Annotated in this window: 29 protein-coding genes and 2 pseudogenes; 30 read left to right on the top strand and 1 reads right to left on the bottom strand. The window is 65.0% G+C overall.

The window, feature by feature from the left end:
• The 20 genes and pseudogenes from ACRECX_RS14910 to ACRECX_RS14815 all read left to right on the top strand — a co-directional run.
• A partial coding sequence (locus ACRECX_RS14910) for an autotransporter-associated beta strand repeat-containing protein (protein ID WP_431559634.1) occupies positions 1–2,371 on the top strand: 2,371 nt, incomplete at its 5' end.
• Between the two features lie 317 nt (positions 2,372–2,688).
• Positions 2,689–2,973, top strand: a complete 285-nt coding sequence (locus ACRECX_RS14905; RefSeq protein ID WP_431559633.1) for a hypothetical protein — start codon at positions 2,689–2,691, stop codon at positions 2,971–2,973.
• A 152-nt stretch (positions 2,974–3,125) separates the two neighbouring features.
• Complete coding sequence (locus ACRECX_RS14900; RefSeq protein ID WP_431559632.1) at positions 3,126–3,392, top strand: hypothetical protein; 267 nt, start codon at positions 3,126–3,128, stop codon at positions 3,390–3,392.
• A gap of 56 nt (positions 3,393–3,448) precedes the next feature.
• Positions 3,449–3,766 (top strand): hypothetical protein, encoded by a 318-nt coding sequence (locus tag ACRECX_RS14895; protein ID WP_431559631.1) that lies wholly within the window; start codon positions 3,449–3,451, stop codon positions 3,764–3,766.
• A 153-nt stretch (positions 3,767–3,919) separates the two neighbouring features.
• Positions 3,920–4,162, top strand: coding sequence for a hypothetical protein (locus ACRECX_RS14890; RefSeq protein ID WP_431559630.1), 243 nt, complete (start codon positions 3,920–3,922; stop codon positions 4,160–4,162).
• 162 nt (positions 4,163–4,324) lie between these two features.
• A complete protein-coding gene (locus ACRECX_RS14885) occupies positions 4,325–4,498 on the top strand; it encodes a hypothetical protein (protein ID WP_431559629.1) in 174 nt (57 codons plus the stop codon).
• Positions 4,499–4,641: 143 nt separating this feature from the next.
• Positions 4,642–5,160 (top strand): FxLYD domain-containing protein, encoded by a 519-nt coding sequence (locus ACRECX_RS14880; RefSeq protein ID WP_431559628.1) that lies wholly within the window; start codon positions 4,642–4,644, stop codon positions 5,158–5,160.
• Positions 5,161–5,569: 409 nt separating this feature from the next.
• The gene (locus tag ACRECX_RS14875; RefSeq protein WP_431559627.1) at positions 5,570–6,106 is read left to right on the top strand and encodes a hypothetical protein; all 537 of its coding nucleotides are present in this window, start codon (positions 5,570–5,572) and stop codon (positions 6,104–6,106) included.
• A pseudogene (locus ACRECX_RS14870) lies at positions 6,039–7,379 on the top strand (DNA-packaging protein). The gene ACRECX_RS14875 and the pseudogene ACRECX_RS14870 overlap by 68 nt, the downstream one beginning before the upstream one ends.
• Positions 7,380–7,520: 141 nt before the next feature.
• Positions 7,521–8,735, top strand: a complete 1,215-nt coding sequence (locus ACRECX_RS14865; protein ID WP_431559626.1) for a phage portal protein — start codon at positions 7,521–7,523, stop codon at positions 8,733–8,735.
• Between the two features lie 74 nt (positions 8,736–8,809).
• Positions 8,810–9,010 carry a hypothetical protein gene (locus ACRECX_RS14860; RefSeq protein WP_431559625.1) on the top strand — a complete coding sequence of 67 codons (201 nt, stop codon included), beginning with the start codon at positions 8,810–8,812 and terminating at the stop codon, positions 9,008–9,010.
• Positions 9,011–9,034: 24 nt separating this feature from the next.
• Positions 9,035–9,613, top strand: a complete 579-nt coding sequence (locus ACRECX_RS14855) for an HK97 family phage prohead protease (protein ID WP_431559624.1) — start codon at positions 9,035–9,037, stop codon at positions 9,611–9,613.
• Between the two features lie 15 nt (positions 9,614–9,628).
• Positions 9,629–10,411: a hypothetical protein gene (locus tag ACRECX_RS14850; protein WP_431559623.1), complete on the top strand. Its 783-nt coding sequence runs from the start codon at positions 9,629–9,631 to the stop codon at positions 10,409–10,411.
• Complete coding sequence (locus tag ACRECX_RS14845; protein WP_431559622.1) at positions 10,408–10,776, top strand: hypothetical protein; 369 nt, start codon at positions 10,408–10,410, stop codon at positions 10,774–10,776. The genes ACRECX_RS14850 and ACRECX_RS14845 overlap by 4 nt, the downstream gene beginning before the upstream one ends.
• A 945-nt stretch (positions 10,777–11,721) precedes the next feature.
• Positions 11,722–12,507: a hypothetical protein gene (locus tag ACRECX_RS14840; protein WP_431559621.1), complete on the top strand. Its 786-nt coding sequence runs from the start codon at positions 11,722–11,724 to the stop codon at positions 12,505–12,507.
• Positions 12,504–12,875 carry a DUF2019 domain-containing protein gene (locus ACRECX_RS14835; protein ID WP_431559620.1) on the top strand — a complete coding sequence of 124 codons (372 nt, stop codon included), beginning with the start codon at positions 12,504–12,506 and terminating at the stop codon, positions 12,873–12,875. Before ACRECX_RS14840 ends, ACRECX_RS14835 begins: the two co-directional genes overlap by 4 nt.
• A gap of 340 nt (positions 12,876–13,215) precedes the next feature.
• On the top strand, positions 13,216–13,503 hold the full coding sequence (locus ACRECX_RS14830) for a type II toxin-antitoxin system HicA family toxin (protein WP_431559619.1): 288 nt from the start codon (positions 13,216–13,218) through the stop codon (positions 13,501–13,503).
• A complete protein-coding gene (locus ACRECX_RS14825; protein ID WP_431559618.1) occupies positions 13,500–14,018 on the top strand; it encodes a type II toxin-antitoxin system HicB family antitoxin in 519 nt (172 codons plus the stop codon). The genes ACRECX_RS14830 and ACRECX_RS14825 overlap by 4 nt, the downstream gene beginning before the upstream one ends.
• The gene (locus ACRECX_RS14820) at positions 14,015–14,446 is read left to right on the top strand and encodes a hypothetical protein (RefSeq protein WP_431559617.1); all 432 of its coding nucleotides are present in this window, start codon (positions 14,015–14,017) and stop codon (positions 14,444–14,446) included. Before ACRECX_RS14825 ends, ACRECX_RS14820 begins: the two co-directional genes overlap by 4 nt.
• A gap of 453 nt (positions 14,447–14,899) precedes the next feature.
• On the top strand, positions 14,900–16,153 hold the full coding sequence (locus ACRECX_RS14815; protein ID WP_431559635.1) for a phage major capsid protein: 1,254 nt from the start codon (positions 14,900–14,902) through the stop codon (positions 16,151–16,153).
• Positions 16,154–16,369: 216 nt separating this feature from the next.
• Here ACRECX_RS14815 and ACRECX_RS14810 read toward each other — a convergent pair whose 3' ends face one another.
• Complete coding sequence (locus ACRECX_RS14810) at positions 16,370–16,684, bottom strand: hypothetical protein (protein ID WP_431559616.1); 315 nt, start codon at positions 16,682–16,684, stop codon at positions 16,370–16,372.
• 115 nt (positions 16,685–16,799) lie between these two features.
• Between ACRECX_RS14810 and ACRECX_RS14805 the strand changes: the two genes are divergently transcribed.
• From ACRECX_RS14805 to ACRECX_RS14760, 10 genes and pseudogenes are all read left to right on the top strand, one after another.
• Positions 16,800–17,375, top strand: a complete 576-nt coding sequence (locus ACRECX_RS14805) for a head-tail connector protein (protein WP_431559615.1) — start codon at positions 16,800–16,802, stop codon at positions 17,373–17,375.
• Positions 17,372–17,701 carry a phage head closure protein gene (locus tag ACRECX_RS14800; protein WP_431559614.1) on the top strand — a complete coding sequence of 110 codons (330 nt, stop codon included), beginning with the start codon at positions 17,372–17,374 and terminating at the stop codon, positions 17,699–17,701. Before ACRECX_RS14805 ends, ACRECX_RS14800 begins: the two co-directional genes overlap by 4 nt.
• A complete protein-coding gene (locus ACRECX_RS14795; RefSeq protein WP_431559613.1) occupies positions 17,698–18,060 on the top strand; it encodes a hypothetical protein in 363 nt (120 codons plus the stop codon). Before ACRECX_RS14800 ends, ACRECX_RS14795 begins: the two co-directional genes overlap by 4 nt.
• A gap of 88 nt (positions 18,061–18,148) precedes the next feature.
• Positions 18,149–18,574, top strand: a complete 426-nt coding sequence (locus ACRECX_RS14790) for a DUF3168 domain-containing protein (RefSeq protein WP_431559612.1) — start codon at positions 18,149–18,151, stop codon at positions 18,572–18,574.
• A 73-nt stretch (positions 18,575–18,647) separates the two neighbouring features.
• Positions 18,648–19,175 (top strand): TerB family tellurite resistance protein, encoded by a 528-nt coding sequence (locus ACRECX_RS14785; protein WP_431559611.1) that lies wholly within the window; start codon positions 18,648–18,650, stop codon positions 19,173–19,175.
• Positions 19,176–19,310: 135 nt separating this feature from the next.
• Positions 19,311–19,727, top strand: coding sequence for a phage major tail protein, TP901-1 family (locus tag ACRECX_RS14780; RefSeq protein ID WP_431559610.1), 417 nt, complete (start codon positions 19,311–19,313; stop codon positions 19,725–19,727).
• Between the two features lie 10 nt (positions 19,728–19,737).
• Entirely contained in the window at positions 19,738–20,091 is a 354-nt protein-coding gene (locus tag ACRECX_RS14775) for a gene transfer agent family protein (protein ID WP_431559609.1), read from the top strand.
• A 35-nt stretch (positions 20,092–20,126) separates the two neighbouring features.
• A pseudogene (locus ACRECX_RS14770) lies at positions 20,127–20,330 on the top strand (rcc01693 family protein); the annotation flags it as partial.
• A gap of 144 nt (positions 20,331–20,474) precedes the next feature.
• The gene (locus tag ACRECX_RS14765; protein ID WP_431559608.1) at positions 20,475–21,035 is read left to right on the top strand and encodes a phage tail tape measure protein; all 561 of its coding nucleotides are present in this window, start codon (positions 20,475–20,477) and stop codon (positions 21,033–21,035) included.
• 15 nt (positions 21,036–21,050) lie between these two features.
• Complete coding sequence (locus ACRECX_RS14760; RefSeq protein ID WP_431559607.1) at positions 21,051–21,686, top strand: phage distal tail protein, Rcc01695 family; 636 nt, start codon at positions 21,051–21,053, stop codon at positions 21,684–21,686.
• The last annotated feature ends 148 nt before the right edge of the window (positions 21,687–21,834 follow it).

The following is a 21,834-nucleotide window of genomic DNA, read 5'->3' as shown; positions in this document are numbered from 1 at the left end:
CTTCGGCACTGGCGGCGATGGCGGCTTCGGCGGCGGCGGCGGCTCGGGCAGCGGCACGCCAGGCATAGGCGGGTTCGGCGGTGGCGATGGCGCGGGCGGCGGCGGCTCTGCCGGCGGCGGCGGCGGCGCGGGCTTCGGCGGCGCGATCTTCGTGCGCGACGGCGGCACCCTCATCGTTCAGGGCTCTGGCACCATGGGCGGAGGGTCGGTGACGGCGGGCACCGGCGCCAACAACGGCACCGATGGTCAGGCGGCAGGCACCGGCATCTTCCTCCAGAATGCCACCGTTCAATTCGATCCGCAGGCGGTCGACGATACGCAAGAGATCAACGACGCGATCGCCGACGACACCGGCAATGACATGAATGCCGGCGAGGTGCTCAAGACCGGCTTGGGCACGCTGAGCCTGAACGCCGACAACTCCTTCTCGGGCGGCGTGATCCTCAACGGCGGCACGCTCTCGGCCGGCCACAACAACGCGCTCGGCACCGGCGCCTTGACCGTGCTCGGCTCCACGCTCGACATTCAGGATGGCGTCGCCATCGCCAATGCCACTGACCTGCGGGCGAATCTCGACGTCAACGTCGATGCCGGCGAGTCGGGCACCCACGCAGGTTCCATCGGCGAGACTGGTGGTCCATTCGGCCTGACCAAGACCGGTGCCGGCACGCTGATCCTGACTGCCGACAACTCCTTCTCGGGCGGCGTGACGCTCAATGGCGGCACGGTCTCGGTCGGCCACGACAACGCGCTCGGCTCAGGCCTGCTGACGGTGCTCGGCTCGACCCTGCACATTCAGGACGGCATCGTCATCGGCAACGATATCGACCTCCAGCACGACCTCGATCTCGACGTCGATGACGGCGAGACGGGCACACTTTTTGGCATGATCGGCGAGACCGGCGGGACATTCGGCCTCACCAAGATCGGTGCGGGAGAACTCCAGCTCAGGGGCGACGGCACCTATACGGGCGCAACCAACATCAACGAGGGCGTTCTGACCGCCGGTTTCGGCAACGCCATCGGCGATATGTCGGCCGTTACGGTCGCGGCCGGCGCAACGCTCGTTGTTGCCGGCGACGAGACGATCGGCTCGCTGTCCGGCGATGGAACGGTGCAGAACGGCAGCCTCATATTGCCTGAGGGTCACACCCTCAGTGTCGGAGCGAACGGCGACGACGCGACGTTTTCCGGCACACTGATCAATGGCTTATCGGTGCTCATGTTGATCAAGATCGGCGACGGGACGCAGATCTTGTCGGGCAACAACACCTATACCGACGTGACGACCGTCAATGGCGGCGTGCTCCAGATCGACGGCTCGATCGCCAATTCGGCGACCACCGTCAACACCGGCGCGACGCTTGGCGGCAATGGCCAGACCGGCGCGGTGACGGTCAATGCCGGCGGCACGCTGAGCCCCGGCGCGAGCGCCGGCATCCTCTCGACGGGCGCCATCGTCTTCGCCGCCGCTTCGTTCTTCAAGGTCGAGCTTGGCGGCACGACAGCGGGGACCGGCTACGACCAGCTCGACGTCGCCGGCACGGTCAATCTCGGCGGCGCCACGCTCGACCTCTCCTTCATCGGCGGCTTCACCCTCGGCCCGAACGCGGTCGAGACCTTCACCATCATCGACAACGACGGCAACGATCAAGTGCAAGGCATTTTCGCCGGTCTTGCCGACGACGCGCAGTTCACGTTCGGCGGCCGCACCTTCACCATCGACTATGACGGCGGCGACGGCAACGACGTGACCTTGACCAGCGGCATCCCCGGCGGCGTGCGCATCGTCGGCACCAATGGCGCCGACCGGGTCGACGCCACGCACACGGTGCCCGGGGAAGACTTGCCGACGCAATTCGACGACATCATTCTCGGCCGTGGCGGGCGCGATCGCCTGTCAGGCCTCGACGGCGACGACATCATCAATGGCGGCAAGGGCAACGACGTCCTCAACGGCGGCGCCGGCGATGACCTCCTCATCGGCGGCGCGGGACGCGATGTCATGAGCGGCGGCGACGGCCGCGACATCTTCGACTTCGACGCGCTCGCCCACTCGAGGACCGGCGGCAGGCGCGACAAGATCGTCGACTTCACGCGCGGCCAGGATCACATCGACCTCAGCGACATCGACGCCAAGGTTCCGTCCAAAGGCGGCTACACCACCGCGAGCGCCGAACGGGACGCGCGCGGTCATGACGACTTCGAGTGGATCGGCAGGCAGGACTTCCGCGGCAACAAGGGCGAACTGCGCTACGAGGACAGGGGCTCGAAGGTCATCGTCCAGGCCGACGTCGACGGCGACGGCAAGTCCGACTTCGAGATTTTCGTCAATGTCGGCAGCCTGTCGAAGGGCGACTTTTTGCTGTAGCGCCGTAGTCGTAGCCCGGATGGAGCGCAGCGAAATCCGGTGGCATTCCATCAATCATTCCCGGGTTACGCTTCGCTTCACCCGGGCTACGGCTCTACGGCTCGCTACGGCTCGCTGTTGAACGTCACGGGAGGGAAGTGTGCGTGGGCTCCACGCACGGGAAGGCCGTCTTTCGACGGACATACTCACCGGGGGTCACCCACGCACTACCGCCACCTTGCGCTCTTTGCCGGCTCGCGTCGAGTCATTACGGTAGCGATGTGCGGCCCACGCGCATGTTGGCTGCACAGCGGAATGCGGAAGTTCTGGGAGCGATCATGACGGGTAGGCCCCTTCTCGGCATCGCCGTCGCGCTGATCGGCGCGGCCGTCTGCGACGCGGCGCGGGCTGCAGCCGAGCCGGGCGCGGCCGATGCCGGCTGGATGGACAGTTGCATGGCCGACCGCGGCGTCAAGCAGTTCGATCCCGTCAAGCTGCGCGAGTACTGTTCCTGCATGTACGAGAGCTTCGCGGACAATAAGCCTCTCACGCCTAACGTGCTGGAGCGCATCTATCCGCCGGCGAACGCGCGGTGCATCGAGGAGTCCGGCGTGCTGCGCTAGGCGGCCCCAGTAATATCACCCCCACCCTGCCTGTCCTGCTTCGCGCGACAAGCTTCCCTCCCCCTTTTAAGGGGAGGGATTCTATAGCTTTCGGGGGGAGGGCAGCCGCACTATGCTCGGCGTGGAATTCAGTCGCGACGTGGAGAAGTGATATGGTGCGCGTGACGATGGCGGCGGTGATCGCTGCGGCGCTTGCCGGCGGGACAGCCTATGCGGCGGAGACCGCGGGCGGCGAGGCACAGGCACCGGCTTGCAGGAAGGCGGAGATCAATCCCGTCACCGGCTTCGTGTTCTGCATCGACCCGCTCGGCGCCGCCGTCGAGAAGCCGCCGGAGGACATCGCGCCCCCCTGCAACGATGCGGACTCGCGCGGCCAGTGGAGTTGGGGGCCGAATTGCCGCCAGGTGCCACAGGGATGACGAAACGCACGAAGCAAGACCAATCAGCAAATGACATCGTCGCAAAGGAGACACGTATGGCCGACCCCCGCGACACTTTGAAGAAGCTACCGCTCGAGCCGCACCCCGAAGTCGGCGAGGTGTTCGCCGACACGATGGGCGTGTCGTTCTTCGACGGCAGCACGCTCAGGCTCGAATTCGCCGCGAGCCGCATGAGCGAGCCGAAGGCGGACAAGACGCCGACCGGCGCGCGCCATGTGGTGTGCCGACTCGTGCTGCCGGCGCCTTGCGCCGTCGATCTGTTCAATCAGCTCCAGCAGATCATGCGCCAGCTCGCCCAGTCGGGGGTGGTGAAGATGGAGCAGAACGTGCTCGACTGGCAGAATCTGTGCTAGCGGCCGGGCCCAAAGGGCTTGTCCTGCGGCCCGGGCAGCCTCACGTTATAAGGATGGCCCGCCAAGGAAGCGGGCGGCATTTCAGGATCCGGAGGACGCGTCCCCGGGCACACTAAAGGACGGGTCTCCGGCAACGACGAAGGAGGAACCGTCATGCTCAGCTTTCTCGGGTGCAGCGCGCAAGGCATGGCCGTCGCCAGCGGCGTGACCACGCTGGCGCTGCTCGAGGTCCTGGTCGAGAAGAAGATTCTTACCCGCGCGGAAGCGCGCGACGTGCTGGCGCGCGGCATCAATTGCCTGGAGCCGCGCATCAATGTCGGCGCCGTCAACGAGGCGGTCACGCTGATGCGCGACAAGATGATGCCGATCTTCGATGGGGAGAAGGCCCGGGCTTAGGGGGGCGCTCCCTTCCGTCACCCTGAGGCGCGAGCGGAGCGAGCCTCGAAGGGTGACCAGCCGCCATCCTTCGAGGCCGCTTCGCGGCACCTCAGGATGACGGTGAAAGTCAGAGGCTGGTCGCAAACGATTTGTTTGCCTTGAGCAGCCAGACTCCGCGCCATGGCGCGACCCCTCAAACCCCTGTTTCGCAGCCGGCATCACCGGAACCAGCCTGAATGGCATCTCGGCGATCCGCCGCCACCGCCACGGCGCATCGATTGGCCCCTGGTGATGCTCGTGGTGATCGTGTTCGTCGCGGGCTTCGTGTGGATCATCCCGGCGCTGGAACAATAAACCGTCATTACCGGTTCGAGACCGAGGCGTTGACTGCGGGAGCCTCCCGGGGCCAATTTTTAGCAACATACTCGGGAGTTGCTCATGCCACCGGCCTCTCGCTTGGCGCCGTGCAAGTCTCATGAACGGGTGAGGGAACCGAAATGGCCAAAGATTCGGAGAACGCGGGGCTACGCCGGTGGCGCAAGCGAGCGATCGCGACGTGGGCCGTCCTGGCGGCGCTCGCGGTCATTGCCTTCGCGGCGATGTTTGTCCTGGCCGCGACCGACCCCACCGAAAATATCGCGCTCAGCCGCAACGAAGTGGTGAGCGCGCCATCGGGCGAGCGGACTTGGCGCGGCACGTTCTGGAACCACTCGGACAGCCTCTACACCGACCTCGATACGGTGGTCCTGTTCCTCGACGAGGACGGCAAGCCCGTGGGTCAGGCAAGCGGCGGCGCCGACCGGCTCGATCCCGGCGAGACGTTCCACCTGGAGGCGAAGCTGCCCGAAGACGCGGTGCGCATGCAGATCTATCAATTGCGCTGGACGCGCGAGGGCAGCCACCGCGCCGTGCTCGGGCCCTATAAATCGTGGCCGTTCGGCTACGTCATGGACACCGAATGCGGCGAGCTGCGGCTGACGATCGGCGCGTGCCTGCCGCAACGGGAGCAGAGCTGAGCCCGCCCCACTTTGGCGGAACGAGGCATAGGAATTTATTCTTGACAGCGTGACGCTCCTCGGCTAGGGTTCGGCTATAACGCGACAGGTGGGCGAGGCGACAGCCGAGCCCGCCGGCGCGTCGAGGACGCCGCTCCAGAGATGGGGCGGCGTTGTTGGTTTCTGAGGCTTGCGTTGGAGCGCGGCGCGTTCCCCTCTCGTCATTCCGGCGACGGCCGGAATCCAAAGCCCCGGGCGCTCCGCTACCTTGCCCCTGGATACCGGCTTTCGCCGGTATGACGGGGTGTGGGTACGCTCGGGCAAAACAACAAGCGTCATTCCGGCGAAAGCCGGAATCCAGAAGCAACAAACACGGAGCCCGTGACTCTGGATACCGGCTTGCGCCGGTATGACGTTGTGAGTTTACGACATGAGCGACGATGGGCCGGACGAGGGCGAATGGGCGGGCGTCAAGCACGACTTTCTCTATAGCGGCAAGTCGGTCGAGGTGATCGCCGAGGAGCGGGGTATCGCCCCGACGACCTTGCGGCGCCGCATCAAGTCCTTCGGCTGGGTGCGCGTCGTGCCGACGAAAAGGACGAGACGAAAATGGCGGGGCCCGGGTCACGCGTTCACCGGGCCGCAGGGCGAGGAGTTGCATCGCCAGCGCATCATCGCGCGGCTCTTCAAGCTGCTCGACCGCAAGCTGGAACTTTTGGAGGCGCGCATGGCCGAGACTGAACGGCAAGGCGGCGAGCGGACCGCCGCGGACAGCGAACGCGATTCGCGCGAGCTTGCCGCGATCCTGCAAACCGTCACCAGACTCGCCGCGGTCGACGAAAAACTGAACAAGGGAGGCAAGGGGAGCGGACCGGACACCGCGAAAGGAATGAGCGACGATGCGGACGAGTTCCGCCGCGATCTTGCGGACCGCCTTGCTCGACTCCGAAAGGGCGAAGACGTTTGAGCAATTCCTTTCAACGCTTTTGCCGCGCGAGCGCATCCGAATTCGCTACGATTTCGAGACCTGGGCGCGGGAGGATCAGCTGCCGCCTCTCGCCGCGCAAGGCGGCGGCGACTGGACCACGTGGCTCATGCTCGGCGGCAGGGGCGCCGGCAAGACGCGCGCGGGCGCGGAGTGGGTGCGGAGAATCGCGTGCGCGCGCGAAGAGCCGCCGGCGCGCATCGCGCTGATCGGCGAGACGCATGCCGACGCGCGGAGCATCATGGTGGAAGGCGTGTCGGGGCTGCTCGCGGTACACCCGCCAGATGAGCGGCCGGTGTACGAGCCGTCGAAGCGGCAAGTGATGTGGGACACGGGCGCGATCGCCCAGCTGTTCTCGGCGGAGGACCCTGAGTCCTTGCGCGGCCCGCAATTCTCCGCCGCGTGGTGCGACGAGCTTTGCAAATGGCGGCGGCCCGACGAGACCTGGGACATGCTGCAATTCGGGCTTCGGCTCGGGACTTCGCCGCGGCAGGTGGTGACGACGACGCCGCGGCCGATCAAACTGATTAAGACATTGCTCGCCGATGCGCGCTGCGCGGTGACGAAGGTGCCGACGTCCGCCAACGCAGCGAACCTCGCGCCGTCTTTTCTTGAGGCGATCGTCGGCCGCTATCGCGGTACGCGGCTCGGCCGCCAGGAGCTCGACGCCGAGATCCTGGAGGACAGGCCGGACAGCCTATGGCCGCGGGCGCTGATCGAGGGATCCAGAGTGCGCGCGGCGCCGGAACTGGCGCGTGTCGTGGTGGCGGTCGACCCGCCGGTGTCGAGCGGCGGCGCGGCGGACGCGTGCGGCATCGTCGTGGCGGGGCTCGGGCGCGACGGACGCGCCTATGTGCTCGCCGATCTCACGCGCGAAGGGGTGCGCCCGCTGGACTGGGCGCGCGCGGTGGTCGCCGCGTATCGCAGGTTCGAGGCGGACCGTATCGTGGTCGAGGTGAACCAGGGCGGCGATCTGGTCGAGGCGGTGCTGCGCCAAGTCGATGCGTCCATGCCGGTGCGCGCGGTGCGCGCGTATCGCGGAAAATGGCTGTGAGCCGAGCCGGTGGCGGCGCTCTACGAGCAGGGCAGGGTGGCGCATGTCGGCGCGTTTCCTCGGCTCGAAGACGAGATGAGCGATTTCGGCGCCGACGGGCTATCGGGGGGCGCCAGTCCCGACCGGGTCGATGCGCTGGTGTGGGCGCTCACCGATTTGTTGTTGCGCGTGCTGCCGGAGCCGCGCCTGCGCTTTGTGTGAGTGAGTTGTAGCCCGCATGAAGCGAAGCGCAATGCGGGGCCCCGGATTTCGCTTCGCTCCATCCGGGCTACTTGCTGCCCACCCCTCCGGGGAGGGATGAAGGCGCGCCGCGGACGGGAACCGAATAGGTGAAGCATGAGAATGGGTTTGGGGAAGACGCTGAGGCGCTTGTTCGGCCTCGAAGCCAAGGCGAGCAAGACGGCGAAGTTCATCGCCTGGGCGTCGGGCGGGCAGCCGGTGTGGACGCCGCGCGATCTGTCGAGCCTCGCCCGCGAAGGCTTCGTCAAGAACGCCGTGGTCTACCGCGCGGTGCGCATGATCGCCGAGGCCGCGGGCTCCGTGCCGCTCTATCTCTATGACGGCGAGCGCGCCATCGACGATCATCCTCTGCTCGCGCTGCTCGCGCGTCCGAACGCGATGCAATGCGGGCCGGATCTGCTCGAAGCGTGGTACGGCCACCTCATGGTGGCGGGGAATGCGTATCTCGAGGCGGTGGCGGTCGACGGCGCAGTGCGCGAGCTGCACGCGCTCAGGCCCGACCGCATGAAGGTGGTGCCGGGGCCCGACGGCTGGCCGGAGGCGTACGAATATTCGGTGGCGGGGCAGACGGTGCGCTTCGCGCAAGGTGACGACGGGGTGCGGCCGATCCTGCATATGGCGCTGTTCCACCCACTCAACGACCATTACGGCTTGAGCCCGCTCGAGCCTGCCGCCACCGCCATCGATCTGCACAACGCCTCCGGCGCGTGGAACAAGGCGCTGCTCGACAATTCGGCATGTCCCTCCGGCGCGCTGGTCTATACCGCCAAGGATGGGCAGCTCACGCCGGAGCAATATGACCGCCTGAAAGCCGAGCTCGAGGAGAGCTTCCAGGGCGCGCGGAACGCCGGCCGGCCGCTGCTCCTCGAGGGCGGGCTCGATTGGAAGGGCATGTCCTTCTCGCCGAAGGACATGGACTTCATCTCGGCGAAGCACGTGGCGGCGCGGGAGGTGGCGCTCGCTTTGGGCGTGCCGCCGATGCTGCTCGGCATTCCCGGCGATAACACCTATTCGAATTACGCCGAGGCCAACCGCTCGTTCTGGCGGCAGACGGTGCTGCCACTCGTCTCGCGCACCGCCAAGGCGCTTGCCGCATGGCTTGCGCCGGCGTTCGGCGAGGCGGGCGCAGGCATGGAGGCGTCAACGCTCGAACTGCGTCCCGATATCGACGCGGTGGAGGCGCTGTCCACCGAACGCGAGGCGCTATGGGCGCGGGTGCAGGCGGCGGACTTTCTCACCGTCAACGAGAAGCGCGCGGCGGTGGGCTATGGCGCCATCGACGGCGGCGATCGTTTCGCCGGCGCGCCGCCGCCTTAAGCGCCTCGCCAAGGTAGGCCGGGCGCGGCCGCCATGTTAGCGTTGCCGCGGGGGAAACATCGCGGGAGGCGACCATGGCGCTCAGGCTCACACCACCGACCAAATACGTGTTCTATGCCTCGATCCTGCTCGCGGCCGGCGCGTTCGTGCTCTATCTGCTCGGCGTGTTGGGGGCGATCGAGGGCGGGTTCGCGGCGATCGGCCATTTCGCCTTCTGGATCGCGATGTTCGGCTGGGGGCTGCTCGCGGCCGGCGTCGCCATGAAGGGCGTGTAGGCGCGACAACCGAAAGATAACAACATGCTGCAACGCTTTGGCGACGACTGGCCGGAGCGCGAAGTGAAGTTCGCGCCCGTCGATCTCAAATCGGTGGAGGCCGATGGCACGTTCTCCGGCTATGCCAGCCTGTTCGGCGAGGTCGATCTCGGCCAGGACCTGGTGATGCCCGGCGCGTTCCGCGACAGCCTCGCTTCGCGCGGGGCGCGCGGGGTGAAGCTGCTGTTCCAGCACGACCCCAACGAGCCGATCGGCGTGTGGCTCGAGCTCAACGAGGACGGCAAGGGTTTGTTCGCCCGAGGGCGGCTGATGCCGGAAGTGACGAAAGCGCGCGAGGTGCTGTCGTTGATGCGCGCCGGCGCGCTCGACGGGCTCTCGATCGGCTTCCGCACGGTGCAAGGGCGCACCGATCCCGCGTCCGGCGTGCGCCGCCTCGACAAGATCGACCTGTGGGAAATCTCCGTGGTGACGTTCCCCATGCTGCCCGAGGCGCGGGTCTCGACCGTGAAGCGGCGGCCGGGGCAACCGCGCGACGCGCGCGCGGCGAATGCGCTTCTCGCCGCCAAGTTCCGCCGCGGCGCGCGGCTGATGCGCTCAAGCTAATTCAGAGAGTCAGGGATGGCTTCGTTGGACGCGGGCCGCGCGGTCACGCGCGCGCTTCATCGCGTGCGCTGGGCGCTGCATTCGCACCTGCTCGAGACCAAGCTCCACGCGCTGCGCTGCAAGGTCAGAGCCAAATTCGATCCGAACCAGCCGCGCGTGCCGGCCGGCAATCCCGACGGCGGCCAGTGGACCGACGGGGGTGGTGGCAGCTCGACAAGCGGCAGCGCAAGCAGCGACACGCTTGTCGGCGGTAGCGGCCGCTTAGGACGGGGAGGCCGCGGTTCTGGATACGTCACCTTAAGAGACGGACGCCGTGCACCAGCCACACTGCAACAGGAGGTCCAACACGCAGTCCTCAATGCTCGGGCGGCGAGACTTAGAGATAAAGTCCGAGAGCTCGATGCCAAGTGGCGTCCGACGCCGAGCTTTACGGAAACGGTTCAAGGAGAGATCGACGCGGCAAGGGCGGAAATCCGCGAAGCCGACGCCTACCTTCGCGAGCTTTCATTCAAGGGAATCGGACCGGGGCCGTTCGCGGGCGAGTCGATTTCAGCGCGAGGATCAAGTCGCGATTTTAGAGTTGATGAGCGGCGTGAGGTAAATCGCATCGGGTCAGAAACTGGATGTCATACGTGCGGCGGTTACGCGCCGGGCACGCCCTCCGGCAACTTTATCCCCGACCATCAGCCGCCGACCGCGCTAAACTCCACTGGTCGACCGCAGCGGCTTTATCCGCAGTGTCTGCCGTGCAGTCTCAAGCAGGGCGGCTGGATAACCGGAAGAGGGTCTCGAAAATGACCGCGCAGTCAGTCCGTTTGCCGGTTCTGAATTCCCTCCTGTGGATCAGGGACCCAACGATTGAGGAACGTCCCGACATCGACGGCAAATCGTCGGTTTGGTCGACGCCCGCCTGTGTTGCGGTCAGTTGTTTGCCAGATTGCGATGGAGACACCGAGGTCACCATTGGCACTGCGCAGGAAGTCGGTTTGGATTCGATTCCGCTATTCGACGGCGGTTTGAATACGCCGAGCCAACAAATAATTGTTGAGACGGTCCTGAAGGAATCTGTTCTGCAAATGAGAGTGCGAAGCGCGGAAACCCGCGTACGCATTTGGACTGACGGGCATCAGGGCACAGAATTCGTGGTCATTGGGGTGGACTGATCAGCCATGCGCCGAACGGCTAAGGTCGCGCCCCCAAACTCAATCCTCTTCATCTCGCATGCGAGTGGCATTCCGGTGCCAGAGCCAATCTGGGGTCAGCTCATCCTGTCAATGCCGTCTTGCATCTCAGTGGGATGCTTGATGTCTCTTGACGGCGAGACCGAGGTAACTCTTGGCTCTGCGGATGACGTCGATCCCGGGCAGAGTCCAGCGTTCGATGCCACGCTCGACACGCCTAACCGCGCGGTTGTCGTGTGGACGGTCGAAAACGAAACAGTTCTCAGCGCCCCAGTACCGGACACGGAGACGCGTGTAAGGATTTGGGTGAACCATCCGACTGAACCTGACAGGATTATTATCGGTCTGGGATAGCCGTCTCGGGGACGTCAGTGGTTGCGCAATCCATTCGCTGGCCCGTGCTGAATTCGCTCCTTTGGATTCGGGACCCGACTGTCGAGGACCTTCCCGACATCGACGGTATCGGGGCGGTCTGGTCGACGCCGAGCAGTGTAGCCGTCGGCTGCTTGCCCGATTGAGACGGGGATACGGCGGTGACCGTGGGGCCTGCCCAGGAGGTAGGCTTGGAGTCTGCGCCGCTTTTCGACAGCATTCTCCCAACGCCAAGCGGCAACATCATTGTCGAGACGGCTATGAAGGAGACAATTCTTCGCATGCGAGTAGAAAGCGCAGAGACACGGGGTGCGCCTTTGGACTGACGGACATCCGGCCTCAGAGTTCGTTGTCATTGGGCTGGACTAGCGCGAGGTGCGTAGCTGCCCGCGGCTCGCCAAGTTCCGCCGCGGCGCGCGGCTGATGCGCGAAGGCTAATGACTTCTCGTCATTCCGGCGAAAGCCGGAATCCAGAGCGGACTCACACCTGGACCCCGGCTTGCGCCGGGGCGACGCGCGGGAGAGATCGCCCCGCGAAAGTGGAGCTCCGTACAAATGCAGTCCTCTGACGCGGGCCGGGCGGCCACGCGCGCGCTTCATCGCGTGCGCTGGGCGCTGCATGTATACCTGGTGGAGACGAAGCTCCACGCGCTGCGCTACGCGGTCAAAGCCAGCTTCGATCCAAACCAGCCGCGCGTGCCGGCCGGCAACCCCGACGGCGGCCAGTGGACTGACGGCGGAGGTGGTGGTGGCGGTGCGGTCAGCGGAAGTGCGGGAAGCGACACGCTTGCGGGCGGTGGCGGCCGCGACATTCAAAGTCATTTGGATATTCCGGAGGAGAGACCAGCATCTACGCCTCTGCGAAATGCTGTTTTCAAGCTCGTAGCCCGCGAAGTCCTGGACATCATCCTTGTGCGCGCGCAACTCCGTGGCTTGGTTGGCGCGGAACTCCGAGCTGCCGTCTACCGCGCGCTTGTTGGACTGGAGGTCGCTTCGTGGGTCGTCGAGGAAGGGCTAGCTTCAATCGTAAGCTATTCCGATCCGCCAAAGACCTTGGAGGAGCTCCGGGACGCTGTCTCGCACCCGCGCGCAGGCTACGAGATTCATCATATCGTGGAGCAAAATTCGGAGCAGCTTGGTGAGAACGCGAGGATCAATTCGCGTGAGAATCTTGTACGTATTCCCATATTCAAGCACCATCAGATTACGGGGTTCTTCGAGAGAGAGAACCGAGCGTACGGAAAGAAGTCGCTTAGGGAGGGACTCAAGGACCAAGACTGGGAAACCCGCTATCAGGAAGGCATTGATGCGCTGATCCAGTTTGGAGTTTTGAAGCCATGAAACGTGTGGATCTCGGGAAACTAAGTATCGAGGAGCTATTCGAACGTTACGTGGCAATCGGCTTTGCCGAAGAGGATGCGGTTTTGTACGACGACACGCCTGGATACAACCGTCTCTTTCGTAAGGAGCAGGCAGTTGTCGATGAGCTCCGGAGCCGTCCTGGCGATCAACGGCGGCTACTCCTTGCGCTTTACGATCACGAAAATCTGTGGGTTCGACTGAGTGCAGTTAGAAATTCTCTCGTTTTCGCACCTGAGGAGGGACGTAGAGTCCTGCAAGAAATTGTCGACTCTAAGCGACAGCCATATGCGGGCGACGCAGGTATGACGATGAGGGCCCTCGACCGCGGTATCTTCAAGCCGACATAGAAGACGCTCGAAGAGCATCGGCCTTGGATGATTGGACGCGGGCCGCGCGGTCACGCGCGCGCTTCATCGCGCGCGCTCGGCGCTGAATGCATACCTGCTCGAGACCAAGCTCAACGCGCTGCGCTGCGCGGTCAAAGCCAATTTCGACCCGAACCAGCCGCGCGTCTCGGCCGGCAACCGCGACGGCGGGCCCGGCGAAGGGAGACGACAAGCGGGGAGGCCTGGATTGAAGGTTGCAGCCAAACCCCTTTCAGCCTTAGCTTGCACATTTCCTGGGGGTACCTCCGGGCGGGAGACTTGTAAAGGCTGCGACTAACCTTTAGTTGCAATTTCCGGCTCAATGTGCTTCCAATCGCGCTGGAAGGCGCTAATGGCGCGAAACGAAAAGCTCCTAACCGCCTTTATCGCATGTTCTGGGACCTTCCCTTGGCGGGATTTTGTGAAAGTCGTGGAACATCTTGGCTATCGGGAGGTGACCCTCAAGGGACGAACCCGCGGCAGCCGGCGACGTTTTGCTCACAGAAACTCCGGACACGTCCTCATCGCGGACGCTCCTCACAACGGGGAGATGGGACCGAGCATGGTCAGAAGGCTGCGTAGGGATCTTGAGGAGGCTGGTGTGATATGAGCGTGCTAAATCACAAGGGTTATCAAGGCTCAGCAGAATACGAGGACGGATATCTCGTTCTCAAGATTCTGCATATCGACGATTCGATCTCGACGCATGTGACTAACACCTCCAAGGCTCAGGAGGCGTTTGCCGAACTGGTTGATGACTATCTTGAAACCTGTCGAGAGCTAGGAAAGGAACCTGCGCGACCTTGCAAAGGTAGCTTCAATGTTCGCGTAGGGCCAGATTTGCACAAGGCGGCGCTGCATGCTGCCGCTCGTCGCAATCAGAGTCTGAATGCCTGGGTTTGCGATGCGATTAGTCGCCAACTCGCTAACGATCTATCGGATGCAAGGAGAGATAGAGAATGGCTAGAGAGCCTTAGACAGGGCGCGGTCGTAACGGCAGGAGTGTTTGGCCGAGAGCCTCTCGAACCAATTCAATTGGCCCGCACGAGTTTTGGTCAGCTTCGCTCATCGCCGATGACCCACGTAGTGTGGCATGCCAAGCGCGAAACCAGGCGCCTCGTATGACTAAGACGGCGTTGCCCCATTGGAAGGACGTGACCTTCGACTATTGTCGGCTGGTCGACCTTTCGCTCCGATTGAATCCAGATGTGATTTCCAAGGAGGGAGAAAGAGCCTTCGCATATGAAGTCACTATTAGCGAAAAGGAATCTTTCGAAGAAAACGTGATTGCCGTATCCACGTTCATCGTCCAAAGCCAGCTGGAGGATTCACCTGAAGCAGAGGTGCGAGCCAAATATTTGTTCTCCTTTTCTTCCAAGAATGATGCCGTCCACTTAGACGAACTCGCGATACAGATAGTGCGGTTGTCTGTTTGGCCGACCTTTGTGTCTTTGTTCAAGCGGACGGTCTCGGAGGCGGCGCTTCCTTTTCCTGACCTGCCTTGGACCCCTGACAAAGTGAATATTGCAGCTTCTAACGCCGAAGTTGCCTAGGGCAACTGCGCTTTCAGAACGACGGTTGCACCAACTAAGAGGTTTCGTCATGCCCGGCCAACGTGCCGGGCATGTTTGTTTGCGCTGCCGCGCTTAGCGCTACTTGAGCGCGTTCGCGTTTTGAGACGCCCCGCTGACCCCCGCCCCACCTCGCGCCGCAAGCGGCGCGAGGTGACTGCGTCTTCGAGCACGCTAACGCCAGCGTCATTCCGGCGAAAGCCGGAATCTAGTCGGACTCACGCCTGGACCCCGGCTTTCGCCGGGGTGACGACAATAACTATCGCCCCCCAAGAGAAGAGGACTGACATGAGCGAACTGCAAGAGTTGCAAGACATCCGAGACTTCGAGAGCAAAGACACCGCGAGCCGAGACGTCGCGCGCGGAGACATTGCGAGCCACGGCATCGAGACCAAGGCGCGCCGCGGCTTTGCCACGCGCAACACCGACGGCGCCATGAATGGCGGCGTTGCCAATGGCGGCGCGCCCGCCGTCACCGGCGACGACGTGGCGCTCGCGTTCGACGAGTTCATGCGCGCCTTCGAGGCATATAAGGCCACCAACGACGAGCGCATCGCGCAGATCGAGCAGCAGATCTCCGAAGACCCGGTCACCACCGAGAAGCTCGAGCGCATCAACCGCGCGCTCGATCAGCACAAGGCGACGGTGGACCGGCTGACCTTGAAGAGCGCGCGGCCGCAGCTCGGGCCCTTGGCGACCCGCTCGTTCGGTGCGCTCAGCCAGCACAAGGCCGCGTTCGAGGCCTATATGCGCCATGGCGAGGCGGGCGGCCTGCATGCGCTCGAAGCGAAGGCGCTGTCGGTCGGCTCCGGCGCCGATGGCGGCTATCTCGTGCCGCCGGAGACGGAAGCCGCGGTGATCCGCGGGGTCAAGAACATCTCGCCGATCAGGGCCATCGCCGGCAACCGCACGGTGAGCGCGTCAGTGTACAAGAAGCCGTTTGCCATCACCGGGCCGGCAACCGGCTGGGTGGCGGAGACGGCGACGCGGCCTGAGACCAACTCGCCGACGCTCGCCGAGCTGACCTTCCCGACCATGGAGCTTTACGCCATGCCGTCGGCGACGCAGACCCTGCTCGACGACTCGGCGGTGAATATCGACGAGTGGCTGGCGGAGGAAATCGGCATCGCCTTCGCTCAGCAGGAAGGCACGGCCTTCGTGTCGGGCGACGGCAACAACAAGCCGAAGGGCTTCCTCGATTACACCAAGGTCGCCAACGGCTCGTGGTCATGGGGCAATATCGGCTATGTGGCGACGGGGACCGACGGCGCGTTCGACACCACGAACCCGTCCGACGATCTCATCACCTTCATCTACACCTTGAAGTCGGAGTATCGCGCCAACGCCCATTGGGTGATGAACCGCGCCACTCAAGCCGCGATCCGCAAGTTCAAGGACGCCGACGGCAACTATCTGTGGACGCCGCCGGAGCGCGCCGATCTCGCCCCGACCTTGATGAACTATCCGATCGCCGAGAGCGAGGACATGCCGGACGTCGCGTCGGACAGCTTCTCGGTGGCGTTCGGCGACTTCCAGCGCGGCTATCTCGTGGTCGACCGCGCCGGCATCAGGGTGTTGCGCGATCCGTACTCCGCCAAGCCGTATGTGTTGTTCTACACGACCAAGCGGGTCGGCGGCGGCGTGCAGGATTTCGACGCGATCAAGCTCTTGAAGTTCGGCACGTCTTAGGCGCGGGCGCGGCGCGACTCCCTCTCCCCTGTGGGGAGAGGTGAAGGCGTGTGCTGCACGCCTTCGCAAACTCAAAAGCCTGGCAGGGCAAGCCCCCGGATCGAAGTCCGGGGGCAGGCCCCGGATCAAGTCCGGGGCAGGCGGCCGCGCACGCGCCCCTCCCACGCGGGTGCGGCCGCCACTTCTTCCGATGCCGTCGCCGAGGGGGCGCGACGGCTAGTACTTCTTCATCGTCCCGGTGTTCTTCTGGATCGCGCCGGCTTGCGGAACCTTCGTGCCGCCCAAGCTGCCGGTGGCGGCCTTGGCCTTCTGGGTGCAGGTGCAAGTGTTGTTATCGTTGTTACAGCTTCCGCCAGTGTCCGTGCAGAGACTGGTGAACATCGTATTGCAGTCCTTATCCCCGCTGCAGTTGCAGTGGCCGCCAGCGCAGTGAATTTCAGCATGGCCGGGTGCGCTCACGAAGAGCGCGAGAATGAACGCAGCAAGCAACGCCATGGCAACGCGAAACGATGACCGTGTGAACGTGTTCATTTGCTTCGTCCTTTAGGTTGAAGGCCCCAGGGGACTGGGAACCTGTCAACCATAGCAGACGGCGGGGCTGTGGTCGTGGCGCGATATCGCCGCCAAACCGCGGAGGAACGCATAGATGACCGTTGTGTTGACGGCGGCGCCGGCCGCCGAGCCAGTCAGCGTGGCGGAGGCCAAGGCGCATCTTCGCATCGACACGGATGACGAAGATGCGCTGATCGCTTCGCTGATCACCGCGGCGCGGCTCACGGTCGAGCGCACGCTCGGGCTCGCGCTCATCACGCAAACCTGGTCGTATTTTCTCGACCATTGGCCACCGAGCTGCCGCATCGCGCTTCCCATCGCGCCGGTCGCTTCGGTTGGCGCCATCACGGTCCATGATGTGGATGGCGGACAGACCGCGATCGATGCAAACGACTATGCGGCCGACGTGCTGTCGGTACCGGCGCGGGTGATGCTCAAAGGCGCGCCGCCTTCGGTCGCGCCGCGTGCGTTCAACGCCTTCGAAATGGCGTTCACGGCGGGCCATGGCGATGCGGCGGCCGACGTGCCGCAGCCGATCCGCCATGCGGTGACATTACTCGTGGCGCATTGGTACGAGCGGCGCGAGCCGGTGGTGCTCGGCGCGGCCGCGCAAGAGGTGCCGGCGACGGTCGCAGGGCTGCTTCTGCCGTACCGGCGGGTGCGGCTGTGAGTGGCCCCGACATCGGCGAACTCCGCCGCCGGCTCACGCTCGAACAAGCGCAGCGGGTGAGCGACGGCGCCGGCGGTTTCACCGAGACCTGGGTGGAGGTGGCGACGGTGTGGGCCGCGCTCCGCCCGAGCGGCGGCTCCGAGGCGGTCGAGGCCGACCGGCTTGCCGGCCGGGTGAGCCACGAGGTCGTGCTGCGCTACCGGCCGGGTGTCACGCCCGCCATGCACTTCCGGCTTGGGGCCCGCGTGTTTCACATTCTGGCGGCGATCGACGTGGATGAACGCAAAACATGGCTGCGCTGTCAGTGCGAGGAGCGGGATCTATGACCATGGTGACGATTCGCGGGCTTGCCGCCTTGCGGCGGCGGCTCGACGCAAAGGACATGCCGGCGGCGGTGAAGAACAGCCTGCGGCGCGATGCCGAGGCGGTCGCCGCAGCGGCGGCCCGCGCGGCGCCGGGCGATCTCGGGCGGACCGTCGAGGTGCGGGACATCAGTGACCGCGAGCGCATGGCCTACGCGGTCGGAACGCCGCATCGTGCCGGGCGCTTCCTGGAATATGGGACCGTGCGGATGCGGGCCCAGCCCTGGCTTTTTCCCGCGTTCCGGGCGCGTTTACCGCGCATTAAGCAGAGTCTCGGAAATAGTTTAGCGGCGTCTTTCGGGCAGCGCCGAGGCGCGGTGTGATCGCAGATTGGTGGATGGCCGAGGCCTTTCAAACCCGGGTTGCGGCCCCTACATGAGAGTTAACAAATCGTAGCGGAGACTGGCCACCATGACGACAGCAGCGAGTTGGGCGCTTCAGCGCAGCATCTATCAGGCGCTGGCCGGGTCGTCCGAGCTGACGTCGCTGCTCGGCGGCGCACGCATCTACAGCGACCCGCCGCACGGCGCGCCGTTTCCTTACATCGCCCTCGGCCAGACCGTGAACCTCGATTGGAGCACGGGCACCGAAGACGGCGCCGAGCACAGTGTCACTCTGCATGTGTGGTCGCGCGCCGACAGCCGCCAGGAGGTGCACGAGATCATCCAGGTGATCCGCACGGTGCTGCACAACCAGCCGCTCATGCTGGAGGACCACTACCTGGTCAATCTGCGCCACGAGTTCACCGAGGCGCGCATCGACCCCGACGGCGAGACCTTGCACGGCATCGTGCGCTACCGCGCCGTGACCGAGCCGGCGCAGCAGGCCGCGGCTTAGGTCCCGTCACCCAAACCACACTCACGCGTCATGGCCGGGCTTGTCCCGGCCATCCACGTTTTGTAGGACCTCGATGGAGATCGTGGATGCCCGGCACAAGGCCGGGCATGACGGCTTGGGAGGTGAGGGACGCATGGTGCTGTGGGCGAAGCTCAAGGAATTCGTCGAGGGCGTGGCGGGCGATGAGTCCCGCGCGCATACTCTGCGCGAGGAGGAGTTCCGGCTCGCCGCCGGCGCCCTCTTGATTACCGCGGGAACGATCGACGGTACCTTCGACAAGGAGGAACAGGGAAAGGTCAAGGCGCTACTTGAGCGGCGGTTCGATCTCGACCCGGCCGAGGCGCGGGCACTGTTCGAGGATGCGGCGGCGCGCGAGCGCGATTCGGTCGACCTATACCGCTTCACCAGCGTGCTGTGCCGCGAGCTCGACCAGGACGGCCGCAAGCGCATCGTCGAGATGCTGTGGGAAGTGGTCATGGCCGACGGCGTGGTGGACGAGTTCGAGTCGAACCTCGTGTGGCGGGTGGCCGAGCTGATCGGGGTGTCGACGCGCGACCGGGTGACGTTGCGCAAGATGGTCGAGGCGCGGCTGTACGACTAGCTGTCGTCGGCCGCCTATCATCGAATCAAATAACTTCCTGTCATGGCCGGGCCAAGGCCGGGCATGACGGAGTTCTTTTGAAGGGCGGCTTCGGCCGCCCTTTTTGTTGCGCGCATTTCAACACGAGGACCAAGCATGACGGCGCAAAAGGGTAAGGATCTCCTGCTCAAGGTCGACAGCGACGGGGCGGGGAGCTTCGTCACGGTGGCGGGTTTGCGGGCGCGGACGCTCGCGTTCAACGCCGCCGCGGTCGACGTCACCGACCAGGAGTCGGCCGGGCGCTGGCGCGAGCTACTGGAAGGCGCCGGCATCAAGACGGCGCGGGTCAGTGGCAGCGGCATCTTCAAGGATGCAGGCTCCGACGAGACGCTGCGCGCGTATTTCTTCGCAGGCACGGTGCGCGACTGGCAGGTGATCGTGCCGGATTTCGGCACGGTGGAAGGCGCGTTTCAGATCGCCAGCCTCGAATATGGCGGCCAGCACGACGGCGAGATGAGCTTCGATTTGAGCCTCGAATCCGCCGGCGCACTGAGTTTCACGCCTGCGGCGTAAAGGAGGGGACATGGTCAATCGGCACAGGGGCGAGATCGAGGCGGTGCTCGATGGCAAGAGCTACCGGCTGTGCCTTACGCTCGGCGCGCTCGCGGAGCTCGAGCACGCGTTCGGCGAGGACGACATGCTGGCGGTGGCCGAGCGGTTCGAGGCGGGGCGCATCGCCGCGAAGGATGCGATCCGCATGATCGGCGCAGGCTTGCGCGGCGCGGGCTACGACATCGACGACAATGACGTGGCGGCGATGCGGTCGGACGGCGGCGCGGCGGGCTTCGTCGAGATCGTGGTGCGGCTCCTGGCCGCCACTTTCACCGCGGCGCGGGGCGGCGAGGAGACGGGCCCTTTCGGCGCGGCGGCGGAGTAGCGGGGGCCTCGGCACGCGTTGCCTTCCCGTGGGACGAGGCGATGGCGGCTGGGCTCGGCGTCTTGCGGCTTTCGCCGCGCGTGTTCTGGGCGATGACGCCGCGCGAGTTCGACGCGGCGCTTCGTGGCGCGTTCGGCGTGGCGGTGCCGCATCCGATGTCGCGCACTGACCTCGCGGCGCTGATGACTGAGTATCCTGACACCAAACGTGTCATGCCCGCGAAAGCGGGCATCCAGTAACCCATGACATTCGTGATCGAGAGGGCAGTGGTTACTGGATCGCCCGGCCCTTCGCCCGCCGAAGGCTAGCACGGAGGCTATCCGTGATCATGCTTCGGGCCGCAGGCGGGTCAAGCCGGGCGATGACAAAGGAGAAAAATAAGTATGGAACCGAACGACGGAATCCACTTCACGATCGGGGCGGATGCGTCGGAACTGCGGCGGGAGCTCAGCGAGGCCAGCAGGCTGAGCGGCAAGTTCGCCAGCGACCTCACCCGCGCTTTCACCGACGCGTCGCTCAAGGGCCGCGCGCTCTCCGATGTGTTGCGGTCGCTCGCCTTCTCGCTGTCGCAGAACACGCTGGCGGCCGCGCTCGAGCCAATCAGTCAGGCCTTCGGCAATGGCCTGACGCAGCTGCTCGGCGGGGCCGGGCTCGTGCCGGCTTTGCCGGTGCCGTTTGCGCATGGCGGGGTGATCTCCTCGCCGATGACGTTTCCTCTGGGTGGACGACGACTTGGTCTAGCCGGCGAGGCGGGACCGGAGGCGATCCTGCCTTTAGCGCGCGGCCGCGACGGCAGGCTCGGCGTGCGCGCCGATGGAGCGGCGTCCGCGGTGAACGTGACGTTCAACGTCACCACCCAGGACGCGCAGAGCTTCAGGCGCTCGGAAGGCCAGATCGCGGCCATGCTGTCGCGCGTGGTCGGGCGCGGCCAGCGGAATCTTTAGCGGAGCGCGACTCCCATGGCATTTCACGATGTGCGGTTTCCGAGCCGGGTGTCGCTCGGCGCCTCAGGCGGGCCGGAGCGGCGTACCGAGATCGTCGTGCTCGGCTCCGGCCACGAGGAGCGCAACAGCCGCTGGGCGGATTCAAAGCGGAGCTACAACGCGGGCTACGGCATCAAGAGCGTCGACGACCTCCACGCGGTGATCGCCTTCTTCGAGGAGCGGCGCGGGCGGCTGCACGGCTTCCGCTTCAAGGACTGGACCGACTACAAATCGTGCGCGCCTTCCGAGACGCCGACCGCGCTTGACCAGGCGATCGGCGTGGGCGACGGGGAGACGGCCGCGTTCCAGCTGGTCAAGACCTATGGCTCGGGCTTCGCGCCGTGGACGAGGGCCGTAAACCTGCCGGTGGCGGGGAGCGTGCTCGTCGCCGTGGACGGCATCGTGCAGGACCCCGGTGATTTCGCGGTGAGCACGACCACGGGGGTGGTGACGTTTCTGCCCGAGCACATTCCGCCGGTGGATGTGGCGGTGACGGCCGGCTTCGAGTTCGACGTGCCGGTGCGGTTCGACACCGATCAGCTGGAGATCAATCTTTCGCAGATCGAGGCGGGCTCGATCCCGCACATCCCGATCGTGGAGATCAGGCTGTAATCGCGCGGCGCGCTCTGTCAACCCTCTCCCCAGCGGGGAGAGGGCTTTCCGCCACGACTTGGCACAAGCCAAGTCGTTCGGCGGAATGGGTGAGGGGGCTAAAGCCGGATTTTGATCCCCCTCACCCGCGCCGAAGCAAGCTTCGGCA

Source organism: Methyloceanibacter sp. (assembly GCF_050726195.1).
GTDB lineage: Bacteria > Pseudomonadota > Alphaproteobacteria > Rhizobiales > Methyloligellaceae > Methyloceanibacter.
The sequence above is the reverse complement of the archived record's forward strand: the minus strand, read 5'-3'. Positions and strand labels throughout refer to the sequence as shown.